This window comes from Bacteroides sp. 3_1_23 (assembly GCF_000162555.1).
Taxonomy (GTDB): domain Bacteria; phylum Bacteroidota; class Bacteroidia; order Bacteroidales; family Bacteroidaceae; genus Bacteroides; species Bacteroides ovatus.
In genome coordinates, this window is record NZ_GG774949.1 from 2,076,558 (window position 1) to 2,090,531 (window position 13,974).

Genomic DNA, 13,974 nt, shown 5'->3' on the forward strand with positions numbered 1-13,974 from the left:
CCGAATAATATATAATGTCGGGCATTTTGGTTATTTAGTTAATGACAGGATTTTATTTCGCTACACGTTCCAACCATTTTACCATTGAAAGCATTACAATCATGGAAGCACCAGTTGCTCCTACAAATACCAACCAACAAGCCCAAATAGGCACAGTTGTATAAAGAATACCACCGATAAACAACAGTGAGTTACCCACAGCTGTTGCAGCCAACCAGCAACCTTGCATCAGCCCCTGCAAATGAGGAGGAGCTACTTTAGATACAAATGATAATCCCAGAGGAGAGATGAACAGTTCGGCAACCGTAAGAATGAAATACAGGCCGATCATAATCCACGGAGTCACACGAATAGCATTGATTTCAGCAGCACTCATAGTACCCAACACCTCTTTCGAAGGCAATGTAAATGAGAATACCATTAAGAATACATACGCTAACGCGGCAATACCCATACCAATGGCAATCTTCATCGGAGTAGAAGGTTCTTTACCATTCTTTTTCATTGAACCGAACATCCACATGATAAAGGGAGTCAGGAATACAACGAAGAACGGATTAACGCTCTGGAATATTTCAGCTCCCTTGATCTGCGTAAAACCTAAGTCAATATTAATCACACTCAAGTCCACATAGTCACGGGCGAAATAGGTCAAAGAATAACCATTCTGATGGAAAGATAACCAGAAGAAAATAACAACACCGAATACTGCAAACAAAGCATAGATGCGCTGTTTTATTTCAGTAGCGCTCATTTGGATTTCTTCCTTGTTCACAGTCGCAGTCCCTTTACCAGTTTCCATTTTAGTCGCAGGATCCGGGAAACGTTTCTTATTTGCCATATAAATAATCAGCGAAACAAGCATAGCACCAATAGCAGCCATAAAAGCATACTGGAAACCACGGTTAAACACGTCAAGATAGCTATTCACAAACATACCCATATCGGTTACAGGAGTTCCATCGAGAACAGCAGTCTTAGCCAAAGTTGTCAGATTCTCCATTGCCTGTGGAGCCATATCATTTCCTTTTTCTAAATATTGATGGCACAATTCAGGTAAAGTAGCATCATAATCGAAGTTGTTCACCTTCAACCACCAGTTGCGTACACCAATAGCAATAAACGGTGCAAAAACAGCTCCAATATTGATAAACATATAAAATATCTGGAAACCGGCATCACGAAGATTGGAATATTTGGGATCATCGTACATCTGACCGACCAAAGCCTGAAGATTTCCTTTAAACAAACCATTACCAAAAGCAATCACCAAAAGCCCGAAACAGGTTAATCCCAGATAAAGAGCCATACTAGGAACAGGAGTCGGAGTTGGAATGGCAATAATCAAATAACCGACAGCCATTAATATCAGCCCTACTAAAATAGTGCCTTTGAAATTTTTCGTCTTATCAGCAATAACACCTCCCGCCAAAGCTAAAATATAAATGGAAGCATAAAACGCGGAATAAATGTATCCGGTAGTTGTCTCGGACAATCCAAATTTCGCTGAAATAAACAATGTCAAAATCGCCATCATAATATAGAAGCCAAAACGCTCTCCCATATTAGCTAAAGCTGCAGCAATCAGACCTTTAGGGTGTTTACTGAACATAGATATAAGTTTTTAGAATTAATAATTGATTGATTTAAATAAATATTTCTTGCAAATATATACTTTTTCTCGAGTTTTTGCACAATGATTTGTTAAACTACTCCTCAAATAAACGACAAATTTCCGCCCTGGATTCACGAATCAAATCTTCCGGAGCTATTTTTATCTGAAGTCCCCGTACACCGGCACTTACATAAATATACGGAAATTGTTGGCTGGTTTCATGAATATAAGTAGGAAAATGCTTTTTCATACCGATCGGCGAACAACCTCCCCGGATATATCCGGTAAGTGGCAGAAGTTCTTTTACGGGAATCAACTCGCACTTCTTGTTACCCGAAGCTTTAGCTGCCAGTTTCAAATCAACTTCATGTTCTCCCGGAATGACACAGACAAAATATCCGCTTTTATCGCCGTGCAGAACAAGCGTTTTAAAGACCTGCTCGATGTTCTCTCCTAAACTTGCTGCCACATGAACAGCACTCAAGTCGTTTTCATCTACTTCGTAGGGAATTAATTCATAGGCTATCTTAGCCTTATCTAACAGCCGTGCGGCATTTGTTTTATTGATTTTCATTTTCGTTGTATTTATAAGTTCTGTATCTGATAAATAAAGAATATGATATGATAAGTGCCAACTCATCGAAGATTGTCCGATAAGTTGGTACTCTATGATTTAAATTAGAGACCCAGCTCTTCGCGAAGAAACTTAGGTGTATATCCTTTAGGGCTCTTCGCAACTTCTTCCGGTGTTCCGTAACTAAGGAGTTCTCCCCCGCCCTTACCACCTTCAGGGCCCATATCGATAATATAATCCGCCATTTTAATCACATCCAGATTGTGCTCGATGACGATAACAGTATTACCTTTATCTACCAGCTTATTCAATACTCCCATCAATACACGGATATCTTCAAAATGAAGTCCGGTAGTCGGTTCGTCAAGGATATAAAGAGTTTTGCCCGTATCTCTTTTTGATAGCTCCGTTGCCAGTTTCACACGCTGGCTTTCTCCACCGGAAAGAGTGGTAGAAGATTGTCCCAGTTTTATATACCCAAGTCCGACATCCTGCAAGACTTTAATCTTATTCAAGATTTGCGGCACATTTTCAAAGAATTCCACAGCACGGTTGATCGTCATGTCAAGTACATCGGCAATTGATTTTCCCTTGAAACGCACTTCCAGTGTTTCCCGGTTATAACGTTTACCGTGACAAACCTCACAAGGCACATATACGTCAGGAAGGAAATTCATTTCAATCGTCTTATAACCATTTCCCGTACATGCTTCACAACGCCCACCTGCAACATTAAAGGAGAAACGTCCCGGTTTATAACCACGAATCTTAGCTTCCGGCAGACCCACAAACAGGTTACGGATATCAGAAAACACACCGGTATAAGTCGCAGGATTGGAGCGTGGCGTACGTCCCAAAGGTGATTGATCCACATCTACTACCTTATCTATATTTTCCAACCCTTCAATCGAATCGTATTCCAAAGGATCTTGTAAAGAACGATAGAATTTCTGTGAAAGAATCGGCTGCAAAGTTTCATTAATCAAGGTGGATTTTCCACTTCCTGATACACCAGTTACGCAAATCAGTTTACCCAACGGAAATTCAACATCTACATTCTTCAGGTTATTCCCCTTCGCTCCTTTCAGCCAGATAGATTTCCCATTTCCTTTTCTACGCTTGGCAGGGATTTCTATCTTCATCTTGCCATTCAGATATTGCGAAGTCATTGTATCTGTATTCAGCATCTCCTGCGGGGTTCCGGCGAAAACGACTTCGCCTCCGAGACGTCCGGCTTTCGGACCCATATCGATGACATAGTCGGCAGCTAACATCATATCCTTATCATGTTCCACTACAATCACGGAGTTCCCCATGTCGCGGAGTTCTTTCAACGAGTTGATAAGACGCAGATTATCACGCTGATGCAGACCGATACTCGGCTCGTCGAGAATATAAAGTACATTCACTAATTGCGAACCAATCTGTGTAGCCAAGCGGATACGCTGACTCTCACCACCAGAAAGACTAACAGAGCTACGATTCAATGCCAGATAATCCAGACCCACGTCCAGCAAGAACTTCAAACGTGTGCGAATCTCTTTCAGAATCTCCACCGATATTTTCTTCTGCTTATCGGACAGGAACTCATCCACCTTCATCAACCAGTCGTATAACTCGTTGATATCCATATTCGCCAACTCATTGATATTCTTATCATGGATACGAAAATGCAAAGCTTCTTTATTCAAACGAGCCCCTTTACATTCGGGACAAACCGTTGTTTTGGCAAATTGTTCCGCCCATTTCTGTGCTGTTGCAGAAGCATCCTTTTCCTGCAACATCTGAATATACTTCACCACTCCTTCGTAAGTAACAAAGTAATCGGAGGAAGTACCGATCAGCGAACTCTTGATTTTAATCCGTTCGTCAGAACCGTACAAGACTTCATCAATCGCATCGTCCGGCAACTCCTTTATCGGAGTTTTCAGTGTTGCGTCGTACTTCTCGAGCAAAGCACCGATTTGCCAGAAAATCATCGCATTCTTATATTTTCCCAAAGGTGCTATCGCTCCTTCATAAATGGAAAGTTCACGATCGGGAATCACTTTGTCCACATCAATCTGATTGACTACTCCCAATCCCTTACACTTCGGACATGCCCCTTGCGGTGAATTGAATGAGAAGTTATGCGGAGCCGGTTCACGATAAGACAATCCGGTGACAGGACACATGAGCCGCTTACTATAATGACGGATACTTTCAGATTGGGCATCCAGAATCATCATCAACCCATCTCCCTGGCGCATAGCGGTTGCCACACTCTGTTTCAAACGCCGGTCATCTTTCTCCGCTACCACTAATTTATCAATAACCACTTCTACATCGTGATTTTTATAGCGGTCGAGTTTCATACCATGCGTGATTTCACGCACTTCTCCGTCCACCCGCACATACAGGTATCCTTTTTTACGTATTTGTTCGAAAAGTTCCCTGTAATGTCCCTTACGTGAACGAACTAGCGGAGCCAGCAGATATATTTTCTTTCCTTTATAATCTTTCAGAATCAAGTCCAGAATCTGCTCTTCGGTATATTTCACCATCTCCTCACCCGACAGATACGAATAAGCCACTCCCGCACGGGCATACAGCAAACGGAGATAATCATATATCTCCGTAGTCGTTCCTACGGTAGAACGGGGATTTTTATTCGTTGTTTTCTGTTCAATGGAGATAACCGGACTCAAACCTGTTATCTTATCGACATCCGGACGTTCCAGATTGCCCAAGAAGTTACGGGCATACGCTGAAAAAGTTTCGATATAACGACGCTGTCCTTCGGCAAAAATCGTATCGAAGGCTAAAGAAGATTTTCCACTACCGCTCAATCCGGTGATAACAGTCAAACTGTTACGGGGAATTTCGGCATCAATATCCTTTAAATTGTGCACGCGCGCACCGTACACATTAATATATTCTGTTTCCTGCATATTCATATCCTTCCATAAATGTTGCAAAATTAATGTTTCCGCCCGAAATATGCTCCTAAAAAAGCACAATATTATTTTCTTAACTCAAATCTTATGAAGATATAGGGCATTATTTGTACCTTTGTTCCTTGATTTCAAGAACCAATAGTTATAATTTGATGAAACCGATAAACCGTATATTCTTATTTTTGCTTTTTATAAGCGTTTCATATGCTATCAGTTATGCACAAGAAAACCAATCATATTTCTTGCATACCATCGAAAAAGGACAAAGTTTATACTCCATCTCCAAGATGTATAATGTCACTACATCAGACATTATACGTCTGAATCCGGGCTGTGACGAAAAGATCTATGCCGGACAGACAATCAAAATTCCTACGGGAAAAGAGAGTCAGAAGGGAGAAACATTCCATACGATTCAAGCCGGAGAAACACTATACAAACTGACAACCATGTATAATGTATCCGCCAAAGATATTTGTGAAGCAAACCCCGGTTTGAGTGCCGAAAATTTCCGCATCGGACAGGTCATCCTGATTCCGCAGAAAAAAGAAGAGCAAACTGCTACTGCAACTCAAACGCCTACCGAACAGACCACCATTCAAGGTCCTGTTGTGCCGAAATGCAAGGATATGCATAAGGTAAAACGCAAAGAGACTATTTTTAGCGTGAGCCGTGAATATGGAATCAGCGAGCAGGAGTTAATTGCAGCTAACCCGGAACTGAAAAAAGGCATGAAAAAGGGACAATTCCTTTGCATCCCTTACCCGGCAGCAACGACCGTGCAACCTACACAGAAGGAAGATCCTTACGCTATTCCTCCCAGCAATAGCGAGCTTTTCCGCAAAAGTAAAGAGACTCCCCAAAAGCTGTCTACCATTAAAGCAGCTTTATTGTTGCCTTTCCAGGAAGACAAACGCATGGTGGAATATTACGAAGGTTTCCTGATGGCAGTAGACAGTCTGAAACGTACAGGTATTTCTCTTGATCTATATGTATATGATTGCGGAAAAGAGGTTTCTACATTAAATACGATTCTTGCCAAGAACGAGATGAAAAGTATGAATATCATCTTCGGTCCGATGCATCAGAATCAAATAAAGCCATTGTCCGACTTCGCAGAGAAGAACGACATACGCCTGGTGATTCCTTTCTCTCAAAAAGGAGAAGAGGTATTCAACAACCCAGCTGTTTATCAGATCAATACGCCTCAATCTTACTTATATTCAGAAGTTTACGAGCACTTCACCCGTCAATTTCCCAATGCAAACGTTATCTTCATAGAACCGGCGAGCGTTGATAAGGAGAAAGCGGAATTTATCAGCGGCTTGAAACAAGAGTTGAAAAGTAAAGGAATTCCAATGAGAACCGTCAGTGAAAGCGCAACGAAAGAAACGTTGAAAGCAGCGCTCCGCAGTGATAAAGAAAACATCTTTATTCCGACATCAGGCAACAACGTCTTACTAATTAAGATACTTCCTCAACTGACGCTGTTAGTCAGAGAGAATCCTGCAGAGAATATTCATCTGTTCGGCTATCCGGAATGGCAGACCTATACCAGAGATCATCTGGAAAACTTCTTTGAATTGGATGTATATTTCTATTCTTCATTCTATACGAATACGTTGTTCCCGGCAGCTGTGCAGTTTACCAATGCTTACCATAAATGGTATAGCAAAGATTTGGCAAGCAAATACCCTAATTACGCAATGCTGGGTTTTGACACCGGCTTCTTCTTCCTGAAAGGATTATCGCTTTATGGCTCGGAACTGGAAAACAATCTGCCTAAAATGAACCTGACTCCTATCCAGACCGGATTCAAATTCGAGCGTGTAAACAACTGGGGAGGATTTATTAATAAAAAGGTGTTCTTCATACGTTTCACTAAGAATTTTGAATTAGTAAAACTTGACTTCGAATAATACGAAAATGATAAAGATAAAACCATTTTTGATCGCAACACTCCTACTTACAGGATTTGCCCTTCCTGCTGTCGCTCAAATCGGAGAAGCACGAAACAATTTATCGGTAGGTATCAATGGAGGTGTCAATTTAAACAGTGCTTCCTTTACTCCCACCATCAAGCAAAATAGCCTGATGGGAATTACCGGAGGTTTGACAGCACGTTATATATCCGAGAAGTATTTTGCCATGATTTGTGGCGCACAGGTCGAGTTGAATGTCTCGCAACGAGGCTGGGACCAATTATTTGAAACAATATCACTGGACGCCAACGGATATGAAGTCACTTCGAAGGACCCTACTAAAACTTACACTCGCAAAATGACTTATATAGATATTCCTTTCCTCGCTCACCTTGCTTTCGGACGAGACAGAGGATTGCAATTCTTTGTCCATGCAGGTCCTCAAATCAGCTTTCTAATCAGTGAATCGGAAACAATAAAAGGTATTGATATGAATAGCTTATCTGATACACAGAAAGCCCTGTACGGAGTTAAGATTCAAAATAAATTTGACTATGGTATTGCCGGTGGCGGTGGTGTAGAACTTAGAACAAAGAAAGCTGGTAGCTTCATCGTTGAAGGCCGTTATTACTTTGCCCTGTCTGATTTCTACAGCACTACTAAGAAAGATTATTTCGCCCGTGCAGCGCATGGAACCATTACCATAAAGCTCACATATTTATTTGATTTGAAGAAATAACCCCTCTTTCAAGGAGGAAGAGATTAAAACCTCTTATTTAAAGATCTCATTCACAACGAACTAAAAAAAATCCCCACTAACTCTAAACGAATTAGCGGGGATTTCTATTTCTGGGGACTTTAGTCCTTTTTATCGCAATCTATCCGCAGCTTTTACCATCACCTCATCCCGTCCGATAGCACGGATAGCCAGTATATTCAGGATGATGGAAACAAGCGGCAAACACAATGCCCAGCCTATACGGAACATATTTTCATCATTCTTCAATGCAAAATAAAAAGCAAGGGCAGCAATGTAATAACCTACCAATAATAAGCTATTGAAAATTGTCATACGAATCTGCAGCATACGGTTCTTATACAAAAAGATAGTAGCCACAGCCACGATGGTGCTAACCATCAGAATTCCGAATAAGCCCCATGTAGACTGAATAGCACCGTTTACTTCCAATCCTAATGCCTTAAAAGGATGTTCTCCCATCGCATCAATGAAGTAGCCCATCGGCAAACACATGGCTGTAATCAGCAATCCTACAACAATCAATAAATAAACAGTTTGAATTCGTTGAATCATAAGTATTCTAAATAGTAGTTGAGTTAAACAATAATAGCCAAGCAATAAGGAGCAGGGATCATCATCCCACTTACTACTTGACTATCAAATTCTTCGTCAGAAAATAAATTACTGAAGTTTTTCTTTCTCCTTAGCCGGATTTCTATAATATATTTTCCCTTCGATGTATTCTTGCGTAGCAATCAAGTCCGGTTTCGGCAATTTCTCATAATAACGAGAAATTTCGATTTGCTCTCTATTTTCAAACACTTCTTCCAAATTGTCATTGTAAGAAGCAAACTCTGCCAGTTTCTTAGAAAGATCGTTTTTGATTTCTACACTGATCTGATTAGCACGCTTACCAATAATGGCAACTGTTTCATAAACATTACCTGTATCAGCACAGAGTTCCATCATGTCACGGGTTACTGTTGTAGCAGGAGCATTCGTTTTTTTGTAGTCCATAAATCTATTTAAATTTAGTCTTTAATTACTTTCTGTGATTCATTGAATATCTTCTCGGCTTCTTTCAAATATTTACTTTCAGGAAATTCATTCTTAAAAGCGTAATATTCATCAATCGTTTCGCGGTAACGATCCATCTTCTTGTCTTCAACGCTATAGATAGCCATTTCGTGTCTTGCACGCAGAACTAAAATGGAAAGTTCTTCACGATAATCAGTATAAGGATAATCCTTCAATGCATTTTGAGCTGTGATTACACAAGACTCATAGTTATTGCCCAAATAATTACCCAGATTATAATATAACCTTGCTGAATAAAGCTCTTTCAAAACCAGTTTATCCTGTAAAGCAAAAATCATATCCTGTGCTTCCTGCTTCTTTGTGCTGTTCGGGAAATACTCCATGAACATCTGCAATTGCTGGATAGCCTGATAAGTGCTTGACTGATCCAAACGTGGTTCCGGAGTATCCAGAAATAAAGCCTTACCTGCATGGAAACGTGCCAATTCGGTAAAAGTACCACGAGGATATGTATTGAAATAGGTGATAAATGTCTGGGCAGCTGTCTGATAATCTTTCTGATTATAGTAGCTCATTCCCAACATATACAAAGATTCTTCCGCTTTATCGGTTCCTTTCAGAATGGTTATCAACTCATTCAGCAACGTAGCTGAACGATTATACTGTCCCTTCGCAAAATAGTTTTTGGCGGCTTCGTACTTGTATTCGTAATCGGTGCTTTTCAGCAATTTATTGTACTCTCCACATGATGTAAGAGTAGCCGCCGCAAGCAAAGTTATAATGATATTTTTCTTCATCCTATTTAAAAATAATGCGCAAAGTTACTTATTCGCTGGGAATTTAGCAATTAATCTGTGTTTTTTAATACATAAAAGGCGTTAAACATCGACAAAAGGAGAGAAAATGACGTCGAAATACAAATGACAAACTATAAACTGCAGATTATAAACGAATCACAATAGTGACGGTATGTGTTCAGGATAGTGACGGTATCGTTGGCATATACCGTCACTATCTTCACCGGATAGCGTCACTATATTTATAGTAAAAACGGTAAGCAATTGCGCTGTCCTTGAATTGGATAACACAACTGTTTACCGTTCATTATTTATTGCTCACTGTATATTTACAGCTTATACAAGTCACTTGCAGCCAGTAGATCGACTTTCTTTTCTTTCAACACCTCGATACACTTATCCAGGTTGCTGGGGCGGATCACTACATTTGCAATATGGTTATTGGCAAACGAATACATATATTCAATAAATACGCCCTCTTCTGATAAATATCCCAGCACTTTTGCCAAAGCACCTGGTATATTGGGACAGCTTATACCTACCACATCAGTCACATTCACTGCAAAATGATTATCTTTTAAAGCTTTGTATGCTCTATCCGGATCGGATACAATTCCACGCAAAATACCAAAATCAGCATTTTCGGCAATGCACAAGGCAGAAAGATTGATATTTTCTTTCGCCAGCACTTCAGTCACTTCCGTCAAACGGCCTGACTTATTTTCCAAAAAAATAGAAAGTTGTTTTGCTACCATTATCGTAAAGTTTTAAGTATTAAATCTTTCTGTTATCAATCACACGTTTTGCTTTACCTACGCTGCGTTCAATGCTGCGAGGCTCTACCAGTTTCACGTTGACTCCCAGTCCGAGTACGCTTTGCAAACGTCCTCCCAGTTTCTTCTTCAAAGCCAGCATTTTGTTGATCTCATCCGAATAGAATTCCGGACGTACTTCAACCTGGAGTTCCATTGTATCGGTATTGTTTTCACGACCTACTATCAACAAATAATGCGGTTCAAACTCTTCCATTTCAAGAATGACTGATTCAATCTGCGTCGGGAATACATTCACACCGCGGATAATCAACATATCATCACTACGTCCCAAAATACGATCCATACGTACCAATGTACGGCCACAGGAACATTTATCATGATGCAAGGCCGTCAAATCACGCGTACGGTAACGAAGTAACGGCATACCCTCTTTGGTTAAATGAGTAAATACCAGTTCTCCCGTTTGACCGGATTCCACCGGTTGCAATGTATTCGGGTCGATGATTTCCGGGAAGTAATGGTCTTCATTCAAGTGAGTCCCGTGCTGACATTCGCACTCGTACCCGACACCCGGTCCGGCAATCTCACTCAAGCCATAAATATCGTATGCTTTGATTCCCAACTTTTCTTCTATCTCATGACGCATATTTTCCGTCCAGGGTTCTGCACCGAAAGCACCGACTTTCAGTCGGAATTCTTCACGCGGTAAACCGGAATCTTTGATTGCATCTGCCAGATAAAGCGCATAGGAAGGAGTACAACACAGCACGGTCGATCCGAAATCGTGCATCAAGGTTATCTGTTTTTCCGTGTTACCACTGGACATCGGAATAACAGAAGCACCGATATTTTCGGCTCCTGCATGTGCTCCCAATCCGCCCGTGAACAGTCCGTATCCATAAGATACCTGAAAAATATCAGAACGCCCCGCTCCATAAGCGGTAAAAGCACGTGATATACATTCCGCCCATGTAGACAAGTCCTTACGGGTATATCCGACAACCGTCGGTTTTCCGGTTGTTCCGGAAGAAGCATGAATACGTACAATTTGGCTCATCGGCACGGCACAAAGTCCGAACGGATAATTATCTCTTAAATCATGTTTCGTGGTAAACGGCAGTTTTACAATATCATCAATACTATTGATGTCATCGGGAGTAATCCCCATTTCCTGCATCTTCTTTCGATAGAAAGGCGTGTTGTGATAAACGTAATCTACAATTTTCTTGAGTCGTATGCTTTGAATCTTGCGAAGACTTTCGCGGTCCATACACTCAATGCTCTCATTCCAAATCATGTGTTTCTGGTATTACTAGTTGTATGAATCTGTTTTTTGATATTAATATGTTGCAAAGTAAAGGATTTATTTGGAAAAATGATTTGTTATCTCGATTATTTTACCGAATATTGCTCCACTTTTTAGGATTTAAATATGAATTATGAACTAACATCAGCTTATAAACCTACCGGAGATCAGCCGGAAGCTATAGCACAACTTACTGAAGGGGTCCTTCAGGGAGTTCCCGCACAGACTTTATTGGGAGTGACCGGGTCGGGAAAAACATTTACCATTGCCAATGTGATCGCCAATATCAATAAACCTACGTTGATTTTGAGCCATAACAAAACACTGGCTGCCCAGCTCTACAGTGAGTTTAAAGGTTTTTTCCCAAACAATGCGGTAGAATATTACGTTTCTTACTATGATTATTACCAGCCGGAAGCTTATCTGCCGAACAGTGATACATATATAGAGAAAGATCTCGCCATCAATGACGAAATCGACAAGCTCCGGCTCTCTGCCACTTCCGCCCTACTCTCCGGGCGAAAAGACGTGGTAGTGGTTTCTTCCGTATCTTGTATCTACGGTATGGGAAATCCTTCGGACTTCTACAAAAATGTCATCGAAATAGAACGGGGACGGATGATGGACCGCAATGTGTTTCTACGTCGTTTGGTAGACAGTTTGTATGTTCGCAATGATATCGACTTGAACCGTGGCAATTTCCGGGTCAAGGGCGACACGGTGGATATTTATCTGGCTTATACCGACAACCTGCTCCGCGTCACCTTCTGGGGGGATGAAATTGACGGCATCGAAGAGGTAGACCCTATCACAGGAGTCACTATCGCACCATTTGACGCCTATAAGATTTATCCGGCCAACCTGTTCATGACTACCAAAGAGGCTACTCTCCGTGCTATTCATGAAATAGAGGATGATTTGACCAAGCAAGTAGCTTTCTTCGAATCTATCGGCAAGGAATACGAGGCCAAACGATTGTATGAGCGAGTAACTTACGATATGGAAATGATTCGGGAATTGGGACATTGTTCCGGAATTGAGAATTATTCCCGTTATTTCGACGGCCGTGCTGCCGGTACCCGCCCCTATTGTTTGCTCGATTTCTTTCCGGATGATTTCCTGATCGTTATCGACGAAAGCCACGTAAGTGTACCCCAAATCCGTGCAATGTACGGAGGAGACCGTGCGCGAAAAATCAATCTTGTGGAATATGGTTTCCGATTGCCTGCCGCTATGGACAATCGCCCGTTGAAATTTGAAGAGTTTCAGGAGATGGCAAAACAAGTAATCTACGTCAGTGCTACACCGGCGGATTATGAATTGATTCAGTCGGAAGGAATCGTCGTGGAACAGGTGATTCGTCCTACCGGTCTGCTTGATCCTATCATCGAAGTACGTCCGAGTCTCAATCAGATTGACGATTTAATGGAAGAAATCCAGCTCCGTATTGAAAAGGAAGAACGCGTACTCGTCACTACACTAACCAAACGAATGGCAGAAGAACTGGCAGAATATCTTCTTAATAATAATGTGAGATGTACCTATATCCATAGTGATGTCGACACACTGGAACGTGTGAAGATTATGGATGATCTCCGGCAAGGAGTTTATGACGTACTTATCGGGGTCAACCTGCTTCGTGAGGGTCTCGACCTTCCGGAAGTGTCTCTCGTCGCTATTCTCGATGCAGACAAAGAAGGATTCCTCCGCTCCCACCGTTCGTTGACACAAACTGCGGGACGTGCCGCGCGTAATGTGAACGGTAAGGTAATCATGTATGCTGATAAGATGACGGATAGTATGAAACTGACGATTGATGAAACGAACCGTCGCCGCGAAAAGCAGTTGGCATACAATGAGGCAAACGGAATTACCCCGCAACAGATTAAAAAGGCCAGAAACTTGTCTGTATTCGGTAATGCAAAAGAGGCAGATGAGCTGTTGAAAGAAAGACATGCTTATGTAGAACCTTCTACTCCGAATATCGCAGCAGATCCGATAGTGCAGTATATGAGTAAAGCGCAGATGGAAAAGAGTATCGAGCGTACCCGCAAACTGATGCAGGAAGCAGCCAAGAAACTTGAATTTATCGAAGCCGCACAATATCGTGACGAATTATTGAAACTGGAGGACTTGATGAAAGAGAAATGGGGATAAAATTTCCCCTTTGTTCACTTATTATAGCCTGATTGCTAAGGGCTGAAACTCTTAACAAACCTGTAACTTCGCATTTAGTCTATTAATTAGTGTTATAAAAACACCAATTAAGGG

11 protein-coding genes are annotated in these 13,974 nt (G+C 41.3%); 3 read left to right on the plus strand and 8 right to left on the minus strand.

The features are described from left to right. Positions 1 to 52: 52 nt before the first annotated feature. From HMPREF9010_RS16040 to uvrA, 3 genes are all read right to left on the minus strand, one after another. Positions 53 to 1,612 carry a peptide MFS transporter gene (locus tag HMPREF9010_RS16040; RefSeq protein ID WP_004303622.1) on the minus strand — a complete coding sequence of 520 codons (1,560 nt, stop codon included), beginning with the start codon at positions 1,610 to 1,612 and terminating at the stop codon, positions 53 to 55. A gap of 97 nt (positions 1,613 to 1,709) precedes the next feature. Further along, positions 1,710 to 2,189, minus strand: coding sequence for a Cys-tRNA(Pro) deacylase (gene ybaK, locus HMPREF9010_RS16035; RefSeq protein WP_004309260.1), 480 nt, complete (start codon positions 2,187 to 2,189; stop codon positions 1,710 to 1,712). 104 nt (positions 2,190 to 2,293) lie between these two features. Then, positions 2,294 to 5,119 carry an excinuclease ABC subunit UvrA gene (gene uvrA, locus HMPREF9010_RS16030; RefSeq protein ID WP_004303626.1) on the minus strand — a complete coding sequence of 942 codons (2,826 nt, stop codon included), beginning with the start codon at positions 5,117 to 5,119 and terminating at the stop codon, positions 2,294 to 2,296. Between the two features lie 158 nt (positions 5,120 to 5,277). On the opposite strand from uvrA, the gene HMPREF9010_RS16025 reads away from it, so the two are divergent. Beyond that, entirely contained in the window at positions 5,278 to 7,044 is a 1,767-nt protein-coding gene (locus tag HMPREF9010_RS16025) for a LysM peptidoglycan-binding domain-containing protein (RefSeq protein WP_004317903.1), read from the plus strand. 7 nt (positions 7,045 to 7,051) lie between these two features. Beyond that, positions 7,052 to 7,786, plus strand: a complete 735-nt coding sequence (locus HMPREF9010_RS16020) for a porin family protein (protein ID WP_004299987.1) — start codon at positions 7,052 to 7,054, stop codon at positions 7,784 to 7,786. Positions 7,787 to 7,915: 129 nt separating this feature from the next. Here HMPREF9010_RS16020 and HMPREF9010_RS16015 read toward each other — a convergent pair whose 3' ends face one another. The 5 genes from HMPREF9010_RS16015 to HMPREF9010_RS15995 form a co-directional block, all read right to left on the minus strand. Then, the gene (locus HMPREF9010_RS16015; RefSeq protein ID WP_004299988.1) at positions 7,916 to 8,359 is read right to left on the minus strand and encodes a DUF4293 domain-containing protein; all 444 of its coding nucleotides are present in this window, start codon (positions 8,357 to 8,359) and stop codon (positions 7,916 to 7,918) included. 108 nt (positions 8,360 to 8,467) lie between these two features. Continuing rightward, complete coding sequence (locus tag HMPREF9010_RS16010; protein ID WP_004299989.1) at positions 8,468 to 8,803, minus strand: DNA-directed RNA polymerase subunit omega; 336 nt, start codon at positions 8,801 to 8,803, stop codon at positions 8,468 to 8,470. A 14-nt stretch (positions 8,804 to 8,817) separates the two neighbouring features. Further along, positions 8,818 to 9,621 carry an outer membrane protein assembly factor BamD gene (locus HMPREF9010_RS16005; RefSeq protein WP_004299990.1) on the minus strand — a complete coding sequence of 268 codons (804 nt, stop codon included), beginning with the start codon at positions 9,619 to 9,621 and terminating at the stop codon, positions 8,818 to 8,820. Positions 9,622 to 9,950: 329 nt separating this feature from the next. Next, on the minus strand, positions 9,951 to 10,376 hold the full coding sequence (locus HMPREF9010_RS16000; RefSeq protein WP_004299992.1) for an amino acid-binding protein: 426 nt from the start codon (positions 10,374 to 10,376) through the stop codon (positions 9,951 to 9,953). Positions 10,377 to 10,395: 19 nt separating this feature from the next. Next, positions 10,396 to 11,694 (minus strand): phenylacetate--CoA ligase family protein, encoded by a 1,299-nt coding sequence (locus tag HMPREF9010_RS15995; protein WP_008648218.1) that lies wholly within the window; start codon positions 11,692 to 11,694, stop codon positions 10,396 to 10,398. Positions 11,695 to 11,829: 135 nt separating this feature from the next. Between HMPREF9010_RS15995 and uvrB the strand changes: the two genes are divergently transcribed. Then, on the plus strand, positions 11,830 to 13,860 hold the full coding sequence (uvrB, locus tag HMPREF9010_RS15990; protein ID WP_004303633.1) for an excinuclease ABC subunit UvrB: 2,031 nt from the start codon (positions 11,830 to 11,832) through the stop codon (positions 13,858 to 13,860). Positions 13,861 to 13,974 lie beyond the last annotated feature (114 nt).